The organism is Janthinobacterium sp. P210005 (genome assembly GCF_036231865.1).
GTDB classification, from domain to species: domain Bacteria; phylum Pseudomonadota; class Gammaproteobacteria; order Burkholderiales; family Burkholderiaceae_D; genus Janthinobacterium; species Janthinobacterium kumbetense.
Map to the genome: position 1 here is coordinate 1 of NZ_JAZARC010000008.1, position 16,093 is coordinate 16,093.

General features: G+C 50.4%; 16 protein-coding genes, 1 rRNA gene and 1 pseudogene. 8 read left to right on the forward strand and 10 right to left on the reverse strand.

The annotated features are described in order from the left end of the window. Positions 1–3 precede the first annotated feature (3 nt). Positions 4–116 (forward strand): 5S ribosomal RNA (gene rrf, locus VPH40_RS25410). A 61-nt stretch (positions 117–177) separates the two neighbouring features. Here the strand turns inward: rrf and VPH40_RS25415 are convergent. The 3 genes from VPH40_RS25415 to VPH40_RS25425 all read right to left on the reverse strand — a co-directional run bounded on the left by VPH40_RS25415 (position 178) and on the right by VPH40_RS25425 (position 2,065). Then, positions 178–522: a DUF1840 domain-containing protein gene (locus VPH40_RS25415; RefSeq protein ID WP_071325465.1), complete on the reverse strand. Its 345-nt coding sequence runs from the start codon at positions 520–522 to the stop codon at positions 178–180. 180 nt (positions 523–702) lie between these two features. After that, entirely contained in the window at positions 703–1,248 is a 546-nt protein-coding gene (locus VPH40_RS25420) for a hypothetical protein (protein ID WP_328574851.1), read from the reverse strand. Between the two features lie 64 nt (positions 1,249–1,312). Then, positions 1,313–2,065, reverse strand: coding sequence for an ATP-binding protein (locus VPH40_RS25425; protein ID WP_328574852.1), 753 nt, complete (start codon positions 2,063–2,065; stop codon positions 1,313–1,315). An 18-nt stretch (positions 2,066–2,083) separates the two neighbouring features. Between VPH40_RS25425 and VPH40_RS25430 the strand changes: the two genes are divergently transcribed. The 5 genes from VPH40_RS25430 (at position 2,084) to VPH40_RS25450 (ending at position 8,098) form a co-directional block, all read left to right on the forward strand. Continuing rightward, positions 2,084–2,773, forward strand: a complete 690-nt coding sequence (locus VPH40_RS25430) for a TnsA endonuclease N-terminal domain-containing protein (protein WP_226941472.1) — start codon at positions 2,084–2,086, stop codon at positions 2,771–2,773. Beyond that, positions 2,766–4,670 carry a Mu transposase C-terminal domain-containing protein gene (locus tag VPH40_RS25435; RefSeq protein WP_152283951.1) on the forward strand — a complete coding sequence of 635 codons (1,905 nt, stop codon included), beginning with the start codon at positions 2,766–2,768 and terminating at the stop codon, positions 4,668–4,670. Before VPH40_RS25430 ends, VPH40_RS25435 begins: the two co-directional genes overlap by 8 nt. A gap of 5 nt (positions 4,671–4,675) precedes the next feature. Beyond that, entirely contained in the window at positions 4,676–5,554 is an 879-nt protein-coding gene (locus VPH40_RS25440) for a TniB family NTP-binding protein (protein WP_226941471.1), read from the forward strand. Then, positions 5,527–6,630, forward strand: a complete 1,104-nt coding sequence (locus tag VPH40_RS25445; protein ID WP_226941477.1) for a TniQ family protein — start codon at positions 5,527–5,529, stop codon at positions 6,628–6,630. Before VPH40_RS25440 ends, VPH40_RS25445 begins: the two co-directional genes overlap by 28 nt. A 580-nt stretch (positions 6,631–7,210) precedes the next feature. Further along, entirely contained in the window at positions 7,211–8,098 is an 888-nt protein-coding gene (locus VPH40_RS25450) for a hypothetical protein (RefSeq protein ID WP_152283948.1), read from the forward strand. A 13-nt stretch (positions 8,099–8,111) separates the two neighbouring features. Here the strand turns inward: VPH40_RS25450 and tcmP are convergent, their stop codons facing one another. The 4 genes from tcmP to VPH40_RS25470 form a co-directional block, all read right to left on the reverse strand. Continuing rightward, a complete protein-coding gene (gene tcmP, locus VPH40_RS25455) occupies positions 8,112–9,329 on the reverse strand; it encodes a three-Cys-motif partner protein TcmP (RefSeq protein ID WP_152283947.1) in 1,218 nt (405 codons plus the stop codon). After that, the gene (locus VPH40_RS25460) at positions 9,329–10,615 is read right to left on the reverse strand and encodes a three-Cys-motif partner protein TcmP (RefSeq protein WP_152283946.1); all 1,287 of its coding nucleotides are present in this window, start codon (positions 10,613–10,615) and stop codon (positions 9,329–9,331) included. The genes tcmP and VPH40_RS25460 overlap by 1 nt, the downstream gene beginning before the upstream one ends. A 12-nt stretch (positions 10,616–10,627) precedes the next feature. After that, the gene (locus VPH40_RS25465) at positions 10,628–11,503 is read right to left on the reverse strand and encodes a DUF5131 family protein (protein WP_152283945.1); all 876 of its coding nucleotides are present in this window, start codon (positions 11,501–11,503) and stop codon (positions 10,628–10,630) included. Positions 11,504–11,577: 74 nt separating this feature from the next. Further along, entirely contained in the window at positions 11,578–11,799 is a 222-nt protein-coding gene (locus VPH40_RS25470; RefSeq protein WP_152283944.1) for a DUF6471 domain-containing protein, read from the reverse strand. 378 nt (positions 11,800–12,177) lie between these two features. Between VPH40_RS25470 and VPH40_RS25475 the strand changes: the two are divergent. After that, positions 12,178–13,103: pseudogene (locus tag VPH40_RS25475) on the forward strand (IS3 family transposase); the annotation flags it as partial. Between the two features lie 96 nt (positions 13,104–13,199). Here VPH40_RS25475 and VPH40_RS25480 read toward each other — a convergent pair. Genes VPH40_RS25480 through VPH40_RS25490 form a run of 3 tightly spaced genes read right to left on the reverse strand, consistent with a single transcriptional unit; the run spans position 13,200 to position 14,488 of the window. After that, entirely contained in the window at positions 13,200–13,643 is a 444-nt protein-coding gene (locus tag VPH40_RS25480) for a protein-export chaperone SecB (RefSeq protein WP_152283942.1), read from the reverse strand. After that, the gene (locus VPH40_RS25485) at positions 13,643–13,951 is read right to left on the reverse strand and encodes a hypothetical protein (protein WP_152283941.1); all 309 of its coding nucleotides are present in this window, start codon (positions 13,949–13,951) and stop codon (positions 13,643–13,645) included. The genes VPH40_RS25480 and VPH40_RS25485 overlap by 1 nt, the downstream gene beginning before the upstream one ends. A 3-nt stretch (positions 13,952–13,954) precedes the next feature. Continuing rightward, positions 13,955–14,488, reverse strand: coding sequence for a hypothetical protein (locus VPH40_RS25490; RefSeq protein ID WP_152283940.1), 534 nt, complete (start codon positions 14,486–14,488; stop codon positions 13,955–13,957). 800 nt (positions 14,489–15,288) lie between these two features. Here VPH40_RS25490 and VPH40_RS25495 point away from each other — a divergent pair. Beyond that, the gene (locus VPH40_RS25495) at positions 15,289–16,074 is read left to right on the forward strand and encodes a hypothetical protein (protein WP_226941470.1); all 786 of its coding nucleotides are present in this window, start codon (positions 15,289–15,291) and stop codon (positions 16,072–16,074) included. Positions 16,075–16,093: the final 19 nt, after the last annotated feature.

A 16,093-nucleotide genomic window follows, 5' to 3' on the forward strand; every position in this document is an offset into this window, starting at 1 on the left:
ATGCCTGATGACCATAGCAAGTTGGTCCCACCCCTTCCCATCCCGAACAGGACCGTGAAACAACTTTGCGCCGATGATAGTGCTGCAACCAGTGTGAAAGTAGGTTATCGTCAGGCTTGTTATATAAAAAAACCCCGCTAGGTGCGGGGTTTTTTTTCGTCTGCAGCATTCATCGGATCAGATGCCCCAGGTGATGCTTTCACCCTCCGCCTTGGCCGAGCGCAGCATTTCCATCAAGGGATAGGCGCGCTGTGAAAAATGCACTTTTTGTGCGCGCGCATGGGCGCCTGTTTCGCCGTCTTCCAGCGTTTCCGGCGTATGCGCATCGTGTTCGATGTCATTTTCCGGATGCAGTTTGCTTTCCGCGACTTCTTTTTCCAGCAGGGCCAGGGCATCGCCCGCTTCCGCTGGCGTGATGACGCCGCGCGTGGGGTTCTTGTGCAGGATGTCGAGGATGCGCTGGGCATGCTCCTGGTACATCAGCACTTCTGGGGAGGATTTGGATTTGAATGAGATCAACATAAGCGCTTTCTGAAACTTGTTGTTAGTGTCGAAACAATATCACGACTTGAAATGTCGCACAGGCCGTCCGATTGCCCGGATTGCACATTTGCAAGCCGGATAGGGCCATCTGTTGGACAACGCACGTATTTACAAGAGCGTGTTTACCGTGAAAACATCCGTTTAAGCGATCGTTAAGTCTCAATCCAGTTTCACCGAGTCCATGAACGTGTCGATGGTGTCACGCGACAGCTTGCTTTCTTCACCGAGTATGATGATCTGGAAGATGTGTTTGTCCTGCGCCACAAAACGGCCGACCAGCAGGACGGGCTTGCCCTGCTGCGTCCCCGTCGCTTCGACGCTCAGCGCGCTGCGTTGATGGCTGCCGGCCGCCGTGCTGCTGGCCGTCGACGCGGATTTCTCGCTGCGCACGACACCATTGATATTTTTCAACAGGGCTGTCTGCATGGCGGGCAGGGCCGTTTGTGCCTGTTCCGCACTGTCGAGCATGGCGCTGCCGATGGCGAAGGTATTGCCATCGACTTCGCTGGCCGTCATGGTCAGGCTGACTTTCTTGCCGTCGAGATCGATCTCGCGCGTCAGCACGGCCGGCTTGCCCGGAAACAGGGCCGTAAACTGGGCGTCGGGGCTGCGATAGTCGCGCCAGTCGAATTTCGGACTGCAGGCGGACAGGATGCTGGCGGCCGCGAGCGTAGCCAGAAAGAGGGCAAGTGATGTTTTTTTCATCAGCAGATGGTAGCAGCGCTGCCAATCACGCGCAATCGTGCACGTGTAGGGTTCACCGCTTGCCTTATATCTCGCGCAGTACGCGCCGGTACTGGATCGCTTCGGCAACATGCGGTTGCGTGATGGCGGGGCTGCCCGCCAAGTCCGCGATACTGCGCGACACGCGCAGCACCCGGTGGTAGGTGCGCGCCGACCAGTGCAGGCGCGTCATGGCGCCATGTAACAACTGTTCGCCATGTGGTTCCAGGCGACAATGTTGTTCGATTTCCGTGTTGCTCAGCTGCTGGTTCGCCTTTCCCTGGCGTACCAGCTGCAAGGCATAGGCTGCCGCTACCCGCGCGGCGATCGCTTGCGTACTTTCGCCGGCGCCTGCACGTCGCCCCAGCGCCGCGGGCGGCATGGCGGCCACTTCAATCTGCAGGTCGATACGGTCGAGCAGCGGGCCCGACAGACGATTGTGATAGCGCAATACGGCGTCTGGCGTGCAGCGGCAACGGCCGGAAGCGTGCCCCAGATAGCCGCACGGGCAGGGATTCATGGCGGCAATCAATTGAAAACGGGCAGGAAACTCGGCCTGGCGTGCCGCGCGTGAAATGCTGATCACGCCCGATTCCATGGGCTGGCGCAGCACGTCGAGCACCCGGCGGTGGAATTCGGCAATTTCATCGAGAAACAGCACGCCGCAGTGGGCCAGCGAGATTTCTCCCGGGCGCGGCACGTTGCCGCTGTCAATTCTATCTAAATTCACGACTGAAATTATCTTGACGTACTCTATAGTTCTACGGCACCATACAACAAAAAACACGACTGACAACATTTAAATATACGACTAGATATGAAAACCGGCTTAAATGCGCGACTGGATTGTTTGGCTCCAGTTCGGCCTCTCAGAATGAGTCGTCGGGCCCTCACGGGTCGGATCACTGTCGACGGTACTGAACGCGCAGGATTTGAATCGTCCTTAGAGAGAGACTGGTTGATCTGTCTTGATTTTGATCCTGCTGTAACGTTGATACGAGAGCAGCCTTTTTCTATTCTGTACGACGCGAATGGACGTGAACTGCGCTATACCCCTGACATACTTGCCCAGTACCTTTACCCAGGGCGTGACCCAATCGTCATTGTTTATGAAGTAAAGCCGATCGAGAACCTTGCGCAGGATTTTCTAACGTTTCGGCCCAGATTCAAGCAGGCAGTTGCAGCATGCCGGGATGTTGGATGGCGTTTCAAGATCGTGACTGAAAAGCATATTCGTACACCATTCTTGAAAAATGCCAAATTCTTGCGAAAGTACCGTGGGATGGCAGTGCAGCAACTTTACCAGGATCAGCTTTTATACAGTTTACGCATACTCGGTCCAACAACGCCTCAAGCTCTGCTTGCAATGGCGTATACGGACGATGAGAGACGCATGGCTGCATTAACTGAGCTGTGGCGGATGGTTGCTAATCGGGAGATTGCTACCCAGCTTGAGTTGCCGCTGAATATGCAGTCGCGGATCTGGATTGGTACTGACGATGAATAAAATACCTAAAGGCTTCTTCGAGATGGTTCCTGGACAGCTAGTTCGCTCAGCTGGCAAAAAGTATCGTATTACACACTTGGTGACAGTTGATACCGTTTTCGCACAAGATGAGGAAACGCTTGAGAGTACTCGACTGCGCATCGACACACTCGAAGCTTTCGTTGAAGATGACTCAAAAGACATCCCACTCACGAAGGACCTTAGCCTCTACAGTGAAAAGGAATGGGCCATAGCTCAGCGGCGATTTCAGGCTATCAAACCTTTATTGGACAATCCAATTCGTACGCGCCTTGACGCCGAAGCGATCGCTACTGCACAGGGAGTACACGCGGCAACTCTTTATAAATGGCTCAGCGCCTACCAAAAAGCTGGCAATGTCTCTGCACTAGTGCCAACAAAGCGTGGGCGCGCGACTGGCACTCGCATGCTCAATGCTGAGCAAGAGAAGCTTATTGCCAGTGTGATCAATGAAGACTATTTGACCAAGCAGCGAAAGAAAAAGCAGGATGTGATTGATGAAGTTCAGCGCCGTGCGCGTTTAGCCAAGATTTCTGCCCCTCATGGCAACACGATTAGAAGTCGTATCAGTATGCTGCCTGTTGCCGAGACATTGCGCCGCCGCGGCCAAAGGGAGCAGGCTCGCAATCTGTATGAACCGTTGCAGGGGAAGTTTCCAGGAGCAGACTTTCCATTCGCAGTTGTGCAAATCGACCATACGCCAGCTGACATCATTCTTGTCGATGAGATCTATCGTCAGCCTATCGGTCGCCCCTGGTTAACCGTAGCCATTGATGTCAATACTCGCATGGTAGCTGGGTTGTACGTGACGTTCGATAAACCAAATTCCACAGCTGTAGCGATGTGCTTATCCCATGCCATATGTCCAAAGCGCGAGTATATGGCTGGACTTGGTGTCAGTGGCGACTGGCCAGTATGGGGAGTCATGAACGTGGTTCATAGCGATAACGGTAAGGAGTTTCGTGGTGCCGCGTTAGAGCGTGGGTGCGACGAGTACGCCATCGACCTTCAGTGGCGTCCTCCACTTCGTCCACACTATGGCGGTCACATTGAGCGCTACATGGGAACATTGGCGAACCAAATTCATAAGTTGCCAGGTACGACGTTTTCCAATCCTCGGCACCGCGCTAAATACGACTCAGAGGCGGAGTCCGCGTTGACGTTGAAGGAGTTTGAATATCATCTCGTTGAGTTCATCGTCAATGTCTACCATCAGCGCAATCATTCTGAACTAGGCATGCCGCCACGGAAGAAATGGGAGCTAGGTATCTTGGGCAACGCGACGAGCCCTGGTATTGGCATACTGCCAGTGCCTACTGATCCGGTGAAGCTGTTGCTCGACTTTTTACCGTTCTTTGAACGGTCTGTACAGCAATACGGCATCCAAATTGATCTCATCAATTACTACGATCCAGTCTTAGACCCATACATTAATTCTGTCGATCCCAACAATCCTAACGCCCGAAGGCAGTTTCTTGTGCGCAGAGACCCACGCGACATCAGCAAGATTTTTTTCTTTGATCCTATTGCGAAGGCCTACTTCCCGATACCGTATGCAAATGTTGGCCACCCCCCGATCAGCGCATGGGAGCTAAAGGAAGTACGCCGAACGCTCAAGGAGCAAGGTAAACATGATGTTGATGAAGATGTGATCTTTGAGGCGCTTGGACGTCTACGCGAGGCGGTGGAAAAATCATTGCACAAGACAAAGTCGGCACGCCGGCATGCCGCGCGTTCCCCGTTGAAAAAGCAGGCGGAAGCTGTAGAAGAAACTAAGACTCCACGGCTGTCACCGCCTTTGAAGTCATTGTTTGACAATGAGGAAGACCCATTTGCGCACCCAGTTAACCCTTTTGACGATGTATCGCTTACCCGATGAGATCTATGGATCACTTAGAGCCTGAAACGGCTGCCATGCTGGAGCTTCCTACTGACGAGCGTGTCATGCTTTGTAAGACCGATCGATGGGTCGGCTACACACGTGCGACACAGATCATGAACAGGCTTGATCAGTTACTGGTATATCCCAAGTCACTACGTATGCCCAGCGTTCTCATTGTGGGAAGAAGCGGAAACGGCAAAAGCTCCATCGTGGAGCGCTTTTGTTCACGATATCCGGTTCAAATGACAGCGACGGGCAATGCAATCTCACCGGTATTACAGATATCCATGCCGGAGACGCCCAGCGAATCGGAATTTTGGTCGGAGATTCTGTGGGCTATGGGTATTTCGCATGGCGATAAAGACTCCATTTTGCTTAAGAAAAAGCAGGCAAAATCTATACTCATCCAAGTGGGTATACGGGTGTTAGTCATTGACGAGTTCAATAACCTCACTACAGCTGGAAAAGGAGCGGGTGACTTGCTCGCGGCGATCAAGGGTATTAGCAATGTACTAAAAATTTCGATCATTGCCGCTGGAACCCAGGCGGCTATCAACGCATTGAATTTGGAGCCGCAGATGAAGTCGCGCTTTGATCCAGCAGCGCTCGATCGCTGGAAGCTGAACGTTGAGTATCTGCGGTTCCTTACCAGTTATCAGCGGCTCCTGCCTTTGGCCGAGCCGTCCGATCTTGCCTCGCGTGAGCTTGCGCCTATTATTTATAGTATGGCTGGCGAGACCATCGGTTCTACGGTTAATCTACTAAAGGCTGCGGCTAGTCACGCATTGCTGAGCGGTAAGGAGCGAATCGATAGAGATGTGTTGAAGGATGTGGTATGGACCGCACAAGACGAATGGGACGACATCGCGCGACGAGTATAGAAGTGGTGCCTTGGTATGCTCATGTTGTACCAGGTAGGGATGAGTTGATCAGCTCATTTCTCGTACGCTCGGCGCACCGGCATGGGTTGAGCCCATATCGATTTACAGCAGTGACCTTTCCCGAAAATGTTATCTGGACGCGTGACATCGATTCTTCGCTCAGCGACCAAGCACTTTCCTTGATTGCCCATTATTATGGCTTAACTATTGACGACGTCGTGGCGATGACCCTATTTGGTTTCATGGGTTGTGCCAGTAGCTCTGATCCGCAATGGCCAGCTTGTCAGCGGTGGATCAACGTGATTGGTATTTATCACCGACTTCGTTTGAGATTCGGATTGCAGTTTTGCCCGCTGTGCCTCAAAGACGAACCCGTGTTTCAACGTGCATGGCGCCTATCGTTCGTATTTGCTTGCCCGAAGCATGGAATCTTTCTGCGCGATTGTTGTCCTTCGTGTGAGATGGCTGTGATGCCGCATCGGTGTAAGCATGAGCCAACACGTTGCTGGCAGTGCGGTACCGTATTGCACTCATTTGATGGCAAGGATAAGGGCAGCGCAGATACTGCCTTGGCAGTACAGTATCGAATGTTGCGATGTCTTGATGGCCATGGATATTGCCTCGGACCGGAGTTGTTGTCGACACCAGAATTTATTCACGGCGCCTCCATTATGATGCGTCTCATCAAACAGCAATTGCAAAGTCATCCGGATTTGCGACCGATCCATATTTGCACGGTCGATATACGAGAAGAGACTAGGCGTCTTCGCACCCATTCACGCGAAGCACTGTTTTCGGTACTTAATGAGTTGCTTGAAGATTGGCCAGTGAATTTTCTGCATTTTGCCCACGCTGCTGGTATGACTCAGCTTGCGTTTCGCACTTGTGGAGAGTTGCCTAACTGGCTTACGGCTGCGGTTGCCCTGCTTCCTGAGCGATTACGCACCAGGCCGAGAAATAACGATAAATGGCTGATCGACCACGTGTGTCGCCTAGAGCATGTTGGTGGTGCAGTATCTTGGGCATTGCGCGCCCAGGCGCTAATGCGAGCGGCAAAAGGAATCTATGAGTGTTGATAAAAAAGGGGCACGCTACTGCGATGAGTGCGGTCGTGGCATCGTTAAAGTGCACAAGGTATATAAGGGCAATGATTACTGCGGGAGCTGCTACGCGAGAGTGTTCCCGTCAGTGCCTTGCTCTCGTTGTAGCAAAAGCGCGCGCCCTCATTGCAATGACATCGGGGATCCAGTATGTAGAGCATGCCTGATGTCAGAACGCCTTTGCGTACGTTGTGAAAAGAGCGTGCCTCGCGCCGCTCTTATTGTCGACGGCAAAGCTGTTTGCTCATCTTGTTCCCCATATTTTCGCAGCGAGCAGCAATGCCCTGGGTGCAATCGCGTGACCTCACGCTTATCTGCGGCACCAGCGTACGGAGTGGTAGACAAAGTATGTGATTCCTGCCGTAATCAGCTAACACATGCGACATGCACAATATGTCGGAAGCACAGGAGGGTCGCAACTTTTGTTGATGGCCAAGGAGCTCGATGTACTAGTTGCGCTGATGATCCTTCTGTCGCCCATGCTTGCCCAGATTGTGGTGATCGCGTTTTGGGGCGCGGTAATTCGCGCTGCCGGCCGTGCGCTAATAAGCTTGCCTTGGATCGTGAAGTTACACTTACCTCTGCGATCTTTCGCCATGAATGGGCCGCCACTCTATGGGGGCGTTTTTCCCTATGGCTGTATTCCAGCCATAGAGCAAATCCAAACCTCTTGGGCCTTATCCGTAGCCATCAGATCTATTTTGAGCGCATCGATGCGGCGTTTTCATCTGTTCTGGACCTGACCGACCAATCCTTGCTACGTCTTTTTGGCGTAACAGTTCTACGAACCCATCTGCTTCCAACCCGCTTCATGAATGAACAGCTTGGTATTGAAATATCGGACGAAGACAAACTTGATGCAGTGGAGCGCTCAAGAATTGAGGAGGTCATCCTTGCCAGCAAACGTGAATCTTGGGGGTGGATTGTTCAAGCCTATCTTGCTGAGCTCGATAAGAAGGGGCTTTCACTACGCAGTATACGAATGTATATCTCGACAGCCAACCAGTTTGCCAAAAGCGTCAGACTTGAAAGACAAGCATGGACTACGGGGCAAATCGAGAGGTTTTTAGCATCTTGGCCTGCGCGTCGCAATAATCTATCAGGCTTCGTATCGTTTTGTCGGCAGTCCCAAAAATGGGATGTCACATTGCCTGCAAAGGGAGCGGTGATCGCTCCTGTGCGAAATCCGCTAGCAGTAGTATCAAAGCTCACTAAGCTGATCGCGAAGGTTGATGTGATGGGCATAGAGCAGGCGGATAAAAAGGTACTTGAGAAAATTCTTGCTGCAGCTCTTGGTATCCCTGTGCGAATGGTAAAAGCGATGTCAATCGATCAAATCAATATCGAAGAGACCGGAATAGTCTTTTCGCTTGCAGAGAAGGAAGTTCTTTTGCCGCCTGAATTGGAACCCTATGGGCGGCGATTGGCGAGTTATCTTGCTTAGGGATTGGAGTAACTTAGTCACCTTGCTTTTGTGTGGTTAGAATTAAGGTTTCCTTCTTATCATAATTAACCGCATTCTTTATTCGCCTTTTAATGTTTCCGTCAACGTTGCTAACTTTGCCTTGTATCATTAAGTTTTTAAGGGCGAGTTGTAATTCAAAAGGGAAGCAATTACTTTTGCAAATTAGCTCAGCAAACACAGCTTCAGTGACGATCAGAGGCTGATTTCCAATTCTTTCTAGCCAAAGTAAGCTAAGCTTTTCCAGTCGATCGCCATCGTCCTCAATGCTCGATTCGACCTGGCTCGCATCAATTCCGAAGAGGTCACCTGTGCTATCTTCACGATTTTTCTTATTGAACTTGGCGGCAGTTCGCACTGCGTCTTGCACGCCCGCAAGTCTCTCTGACTGGGTCATGAACTCAATGATCCCTTTTGGGTGACGAGTGAGGTAAAGAAGATGATATTTGGTGCGATCTGCCGTGGGATCTAGGATTGACACGAAACCTGACAAAGCACGCGCGTTACCTTGACTAGCCCGCGTTACTAGCGTATCTCGATACCTGCCCAGCAAAAACTGCTCACGATGCGCAGGGTTCGCAGGTACCTCTTCCATGTCGAAAGCGCCGCCTAATAGCGCTGCAATGTTCTCCTGCAGAGCTGACATGGAAGCGGCGCGGTTGACAAAGTCGTACATAAAATTGATGAGAAATTCACTGCGCGGACGTGCCAGTAATGGTTGCAAAATCTCCGGCTTGACGGCCGCCCACCCTTTCGGGTCGATGAAAAAGAATACAAAACTTTTGGCAGGACAGTGCGCCAAGATCTCTGGTACACATTGCGTAAAATCGCCGTTAATTGCTCCACTGACGACGTTAGGAGGTGTGTGACTTGAGAGATAGCTGTTTAGACGGCTAAACGCTCGAACATTCTTTTCCACGTACAGAGCGCGGAACTTCACTGGCCGGCCAGCTTTTTTAAGCGTGTATTGGACCTTTGACAGCAGTTCCATCGATATCGCAATAGATGTCGATTTTAGATCATCGCTATCGTCTTTCCAGGGGCCTGCAAAACAGTCAACGAAAACGATCTCTTCATGGCCCAATTGTGTCGCACTCCACCCGACAATGTAGAGCAACCGTTCAAGGTAGCCCTCAAGCAGCAGATGCTTGATATAGGCCTGTTCTCTCCCGACATAAGCTTTAGGAATAATTTCGTGAGGATTGAATTTCATCAACGATAACCCATGAAAATCGATTTTTGGCGACTGGGAAGGAGTATATCTGTGCCGCGAATCGACGTTCCTTTTGCTCGCTGGCCGCCTCCCTCGATCAAGGCTTGTAACTCTTTAGTTGCGACCGCCTCGTTGAGAGACTCTTTGATGATTTTTTCAGTAGCGTTCGTTTTATTGGCTATTTGATAAATCAGATCGTTAAATGTGACGCCATCATGCTGCTCGTGAATGAGGCGAGGCAGTTCGTCACGTAGCGTTACGATGCTGCGAGTGCGTAAAGTCTCATCGAATGCACTCGCCTCCATAAAGTTCATCTCTGTCTGGAGTGTGACGTCCATGTCCTTGTTTGCTTCGTAACCTATTTGAAAGAGGCCCGCTTCTAGGCTATGGCCAAAGCTATTTCCATGATCCCAGTGAACACTCTTCATGACATCATTGGCCCTGTAAGCATTTGACAGATGCACTAACCAGTAGGACCAAGGGCTATTGCCTTGCGGCGTGACAAAAAAAAGCGTCATGAAACGTGCACCGCTCGCCTTCCATATGCCATGCGAGATCTGACGCTGGATGATTTGGCGCCATTGCGAGCCAGCTTTCAGACGAGCAATGTCGCGCCAATTGATGTACGGCTCCAGGCCAATCCTGCGCGTGATGGTATGGAACTGCTTGCTGTCGTTTAGAAAGGTAAGGAGAGAGTCAACGTTGAAAGTAAGTATGACCTCGGCACCCTGCAGGTTTTGAAATATGTTCGCCACTGTCGGCATGACAATATCGTCGTAGGCATATTGGTCAAGAAGAAAAATAGCACGTTGACCAGCCTTGCGTGAGGCAGCCGCAGCGATAATATCGGCGCACACCGTTTCGAACTTATTGTTGTAGAGCGCAATCTTCGTGCCGATATCACGACCATATCCTTCCGCATTGAGTGTGTGCTTGAGGTATTCGTATGAACTTGGATTGACTTCAACAAAATGATACTGTGCATCAACCTCACGAGGTGTTTGAATGCGCGAGGTATTAAGATATGCCTCAGCCTCTGCGGCCGTCTTTAGCATGATTAAAGGAGAGCCAGGTGCAGTGCCCTGGCCATCCGAATACAAACCACCACCTGCAAAACCATCGACAAGCGTGAGGCGTAGCCGCGGCATCTTCGCGTTGGCCATTAATACACCGATATATTTGTAAAGATAATCCCTGACCAGCTGATGTTTTACTTTTGAGTGAGGATCAAGTGGAGGTGGTGCATCTCCGACTATCCATTGCCATTTATCGCCAGTTTTAGTCAATTAATCTTCCCGCTATCGTATCAAGCCCCCCTCAAAGAGAGGAACCTGGTCCCACGTTGTTCCGCCTAGCTCACGGCCACCTTTTGTTTTTCCCACCTTGGCCAAGCGAATAATTGCACCGTTACGACCGATGACATCTATGCGTTGCGTACGAGCGGAAATCCCCTCTGCAATAAGTTCCTCTGGCGCCCAATGGCCCCACTGTTTAAAGTGGAATGGTACGCCTGCCTCATTGCACTGGTCGCGCAAGTCCTCTGGCCAAGCCGGATTCATCGATCGTGAGTCAGGTCCGCTTTCCCCTCCAGCGATAACCCAATTAATGCCGGCAATATCTGAACCAGGTGCGCGCAGCCATGGTCGCAGATCAAGAGGTCCTAAAAGTGGTTCTGCCGAAACGAAGCGTACCACTACATTGTGTTCAAGCAAATGGTCTATTCTTTTTTCTAACCAATGTTGATTCTCTGTACTAGTTCCAAGCCAAATATTTTCTGGCCATTTCCCGGACCAAGGAGCCAGTTTTTTAACGTGACGAATTCGCTTTGTGAGCAGGAGCCAATCGAGGTTAGGCGTCGCTTCAATGAGCGCCCAAAGCCTTTCCCTGGTTGCATTGAGGTCAGGGCGATCTTCAAAAACATCGGCCATCGATGCACAAAATACACGACGACGCTCGCCTGCTGCGGCAGCGTCCCTATCCCACTTAAGCGGCTCACGCCAATGCGCATCGGTAAAGAAGCGCCGCGGAGCTTCTTTGCCCCAAAGGTCGTTCATGCCAACGCGTTTGGCCCAAGTTTCTGCATAGCAGTGCTTACAAGCAGGCGATATGCGCAAGCATCCCCACCAAGGATTAAAAGTGTGATGGGTCCACTCGATCTTACTGTTGACGCCCATGATGCCCTCCCATAAATAACGATCAACTGTACATATGCTCAGTTGTAAATTTACCACTGTGTTACGCCTGATTGCTAATCAAGTCTGATTTCATCTTTGCCTAGAGCTTTCATGCATTGCAAAAAAAATACGAAGGTAAATCGTCCTCGCGTGATTTTCGTCGCGACTCCCTTATAGGTTTCTTCTATGCCAAGGTCTGCCAAGCGAGAAACTAATTCACCGTAGCTGACACCCGATAGCTTTAGCTCGGCTTTAAGTTTGTTGGCGGCTCTTCTGGACCATTCGTCGGAGTACACGTAAAGAGATTTTAGGAAAAATAATGTGGATATTATTCCTCATATTTGAGGAATAATCAATATAAATAAGTATTTTTCCTCATAATATTTAACCTAAAATGTTCTGATCTGAGTGTCAATAGTCGGGTTCTTCGGCTAAAAATCATGTTTGATGATCGTCTGATATTTAGAGGAACTGATTGAAGACGCTGGTTTTAAATGAGTGGGTTTAATGACCCACTCCGCGCGCTTCCGCTAATCCGGTCGTTGATATCAAAGGTGGATTAGCTATCATCGTTTGTCGTTTTATCCGCCTACCTAGGGCGTTGCGGATGCCCCAGCGGTTGTCGTGTAATATCTGAGAGCTAGCTTTCGCTGGGTAGCGTACCGTGGTAGCCATCGCTGATGGCCCGTATGAAGGAGCTGGAGGACGAAAAACGGCGCTTGAAGAAGATGTATGCCGAAGAACACTTGAAGGCCAGGAGCGTCGCGAAGGCTCTGACAAAAAGCGATAACGCCATCTCACCGGCGGGAGATGACACGATGGGTCGTTGCCAAGCGCTTTGCCACAATAAGACAGGCTTGCCAGGCGTTTGGCATCAGTCAAACTTAGTATCGTTATCATGCCAAGCTCGACGCGGAAAACGCTATCGTGGCCGACTGGCTCATACGTTTGACTAACAACTAGCGTAACCGGGGCTTCGGCCAGTGCTTCCTGTATTTGCGCAACGTGATTGGATTTAAATGGAGCCACAAGCTGTATCAAGAGTCGGAGCTGACCCTGCGGATCAAACCGCGTCACTGTTTGGTGCGAGATAAACCTCTTCTGCCGCTGGCGGTGCCCGCGCAAATCAACCAGACCTGGTCAATGGACTTCATGCACGATCAGCTAGCCGATGGCAGAAGCATCCGCTTATTCAACGTGATCGATGACTACAACCGTGAAGGACTCGGCATTGAGGTTGACTTCTCATTGCCGTTCGAACGCGTCATCCGTTCCCTCGACAGGATCATCGAATGGAATGGCAAATCTCGAGTCATCCGCTGTGATAACGGCCCCGATTACATCGGCGCCGCAACGTTGGCTTGGGCGGCCAAGTGCGGCTCACATTGCGTTTATTCAGCCTTGCAAGCCGCGACAGAATGCCTATGTTGATCACTATAATCGAACGGTGCGCTACGACTGGCTTGCCCATCGCCTGTTTGAAACGCTCGATGATATCTAGGATTTTGCAACCCACTGGCTGTGGATTTACAATCACGACCGACCCAACATGGCACTTGGCGATAACACACCAAAACAGAAGCTTGCCCGTGCTACTTAACCTCTACTTTTAGCGCGATCTAAAAATTGGGGGAGGGGGGTTGCCGCAGGAGTGCAGTCTTAAGCAAACCCCAGCCGCTGATGACTATTGGCGAACTTAGTTGCCTACCTGTACCGGCGCTTCTACTTTAAAGGTAGGGATCTCAATTAGCGGTAGTAGTCCCTCAGGAAGTCCGACTTTACTCGTTAACGAATAGACCTGTTCTCGTATGTATGGATACAAAACGATTGGCGCATTATGGTCCGCCCAATGGGAGATTTGATCGATTGGAAACCTCGTCTCGTCGACTTTGAATCGACCATGGAGTTCAACCTTCAAACTAAGAACGTCGTCTTCGCCCTCACCCGCGACAATTCGCATTCTGACTTGGATTTGCTGCGTTTCAGGATCATAGTTTGAGCGACCGGTTTCGATAGTGAACTCCGGGAGCTCCGAATCGCGAGGTGCTTCTAGATTGACCTTGATGCTAAGCTCCGCCACACGCAACTCAATAATTTGAATTGCGTGAAGCTTGTATTCCTTTTTCTTCGATGCTTCCATTATGCGGCCAATGCGTAACTATTATCGTTCGCTGCCGACAGGGCTACTTCTTCGAACAATTGAACTGACGAGCGAAGTACATTTTCGAAGTCCAAGTTGTCTTGCATAGCCATGTGCTCACGAAACAATGCAATGTATGTGCTGTGCGATACACCGAAGCTTGCGAAAAACTCACTAGCTTCACGCATTGCAACAGCAAATGCTCCATTACTATGCTTTTTTAAGTCTGCACGTAGCTCATCGGCAGAAAGTGCATCCATTTCATCCAATACTTCTGCCAGAGCCTCTTCTAGAGACATCTTGCTCATTTTTTACTCCTCAGTTTCAACGATCTTTAATTCCAATTTAACAGACTCATCCCTTACGACAAGCACTGATGGATGAGGAATAACCTGTTTTTCCAAAAAAAACATTTTAGGAGGTGGCGATACTATTGCCTTTGCAAGCAAAAAACGCTTGCCTCGCTTGACCTCAATTTTGGTGATAATCGATTCGTACGCGTCGCCAATGTCATCATCTGTCCTCTCAGAAAGCTTTCTTAGCATAATTCCTACGCGCTCTTGCATCCGGCCGGTGCAATCAACAGTGTCGTCTGTACACACCTCAAACGATGCATCAATAACGGCACAAATCGAATCCTTTTCTTTATATACCCCACGTTTTTTTTGACTTTGATACCAAGCAATGGCGTATTCATTAGCGAACAGTGGGTCATCAAAGTACTCCCAGAAATACAGCCCCTTGCCTACACGGCCTGCCGCAGCGCGTCCAAAGTCAAAGCCATTTGACAAGATGCTCTTCGCACTTAGCATTGTTGTGCCGTGAGTTCCCTTATGTTTTTGCATCAAGCAGAAATTCACTCCGTTGTGATAGCACTTACGTCACTATCGTTGTCTACTCAAAGGTACCACAGCACTACTTATCGTGCACTCATTGTCGCAAGACAACTAGGGTCTCTAAGAGATCTCTAAGTCATTGAAATGTAAGGATTTTTCTTGTTTTTGCAAAGGATAACCCTCTATTATCGGTGTGAAAGTGGGTGAATGCAAGAAAAAGAAATTTATCAGATCAATAGCTTTTAGGAAATTTTAACGGTTTAAGTAGACTTCAAATCTATCGAATTACCACATGCGAACCAGTTTTCTTCCACTGTTTTACAATGGAGGAACGCCTCAGACCGACAACGTTCTCGTCTCTACCGTCCAATCCCTCAGTCACGCAATGCTTTGCAGAAAGGTGAACGAGACGACCGCTTCCGTACCTATGAGTATGCTCATCAAACCGGACACTCATTCTCATCTCAATCTGGACAGCCAATAGTACTTGAAGGTTGATACCTGTTGGCATCGCAAACCGGATAGTGATTCAAGCTTCCTGACTGGATAGCATTTACCTTGTAGGAGATCGTACTGTAGAACTGTGAATCGAAGGTGTGGAGCCGGTCGAGTGCGAGGTTATAATACGGCCCAACATCATTCCACGAGCTCCCGAAGAGGCGGCAGTTGAGGCTCTTGAACAATTCAGGCGGTCCAGGCGGAGGACGCCCGAATAGCCGCTAGAGAGCTTCCAACGCTACCAAATCTATAGAGAGCCTGATATGCGAGTCAATCATTTTACCCGTCCCACTATAGCAGCAGCAGTCGCCATGCTCGACGGCTCTCTTAGTCAGGCAAAATTCGACCAAATGGTCTTCAAGTTGGGCCTGGAGGCTAGCATTCCGTTTGATAGCAGCCTGAGCGTGTCAAAGAAGGCGGCGCTACTTGCGCGCGAGGTGGCGAGAGCGGGCGAGACGGTTGTTCCCACAATCGACGGTCGAGTGACTTTGGCTGAGGCAGTTGTCCGTGAGGCAGTAGCCCTTACTTCGTCCAGCCCTTATTCACAGCAGGAACAGCAAAACCGTCTGCTGCGCGCGTTGGCTCTGGACGGCTTTGTGATTCAGTGGAATCAAAACTCAAGCATTGGAGAACTCCCCTGCCTTCGAGCCGCACTTCCTGCCGAGATTGACCTTCCCGTGGCAGATGATGAGGTACATCAGCTGCTGAATCACTTTGACTTTACGGTTAGCAAGGGACACCTCGACCAAGCCATTGAGGCACACACGCGCGGTGACTGGGCTGCCGCGAACAGCCAGACTCGTACCTTCATGGAGAGCCTGTTCGACGGGATAGCCAGCCACATTAACGAGGCCCAAGCTGCAGCCACGACCAGTTCCGAGAACAGACGTGCAATGCTGGCAAATATTGGATTCCTGTCGGTTCAGCGTAACGAGTGGACTTTAGATGGCAAGAATTATATCAATGGACTGTTCAAGATGCTGCATACGGAAGGGTCGCATCCAGGCCTCTCCGATGACGATAGGAGCACTTTCCGCCTGCATTTGGCATTGGTAACAGCGCGCACCTTTCTCCGCAGGCTTAAGAACCAAGGATAATTTCAAGGATGCCCAGAGT

What these genes read in the sequence shown, in the direction of transcription:
- VPH40_RS25415 (WP_071325465.1), bottom strand. Translation starts at nt 522, where the DNA reads ATGTTGATCTCATTCAAATCCAAATCCTCCCCAGAAGTGCTGATGTAC.
- VPH40_RS25420 (WP_328574851.1), bottom strand. Translation starts at nt 1,248, where the DNA reads ATGAAAAAAACATCACTTGCCCTCTTTCTGGCTACGCTCGCGGCCGCC.
- VPH40_RS25425 (WP_328574852.1), bottom strand. Translation starts at nt 2,065, where the DNA reads ATGTTGTCAGTCGTGTTTTTTGTTGTATGGTGCCGTAGAACTATAGAG.
- VPH40_RS25430 (WP_226941472.1), top strand. Translation starts at nt 2,084, where the DNA reads ATGAAAACCGGCTTAAATGCGCGACTGGATTGTTTGGCTCCAGTTCGG.
- VPH40_RS25435 (WP_152283951.1), top strand. Translation starts at nt 2,766, where the DNA reads ATGAATAAAATACCTAAAGGCTTCTTCGAGATGGTTCCTGGACAGCTA.
- VPH40_RS25440 (WP_226941471.1), top strand. Translation starts at nt 4,676, where the DNA reads ATGGATCACTTAGAGCCTGAAACGGCTGCCATGCTGGAGCTTCCTACT.
- VPH40_RS25445 (WP_226941477.1), top strand. Translation starts at nt 5,527, where the DNA reads ATGGGACGACATCGCGCGACGAGTATAGAAGTGGTGCCTTGGTATGCT.
- tcmP (WP_152283947.1), bottom strand. Translation starts at nt 9,329, where the DNA reads ATGAAATTCAATCCTCACGAAATTATTCCTAAAGCTTATGTCGGGAGA.
- VPH40_RS25465 (WP_152283945.1), bottom strand. Translation starts at nt 11,503, where the DNA reads ATGGGCGTCAACAGTAAGATCGAGTGGACCCATCACACTTTTAATCCT.
- VPH40_RS25480 (WP_152283942.1), bottom strand. Translation starts at nt 13,643, where the DNA reads ATGGAAGCATCGAAGAAAAAGGAATACAAGCTTCACGCAATTCAAATT.
- VPH40_RS25485 (WP_152283941.1), bottom strand. Translation starts at nt 13,951, where the DNA reads ATGAGCAAGATGTCTCTAGAAGAGGCTCTGGCAGAAGTATTGGATGAA.
- VPH40_RS25490 (WP_152283940.1), bottom strand. Translation starts at nt 14,488, where the DNA reads ATGCAAAAACATAAGGGAACTCACGGCACAACAATGCTAAGTGCGAAG.
- VPH40_RS25495 (WP_226941470.1), top strand. Translation starts at nt 15,289, where the DNA reads ATGCTCGACGGCTCTCTTAGTCAGGCAAAATTCGACCAAATGGTCTTC.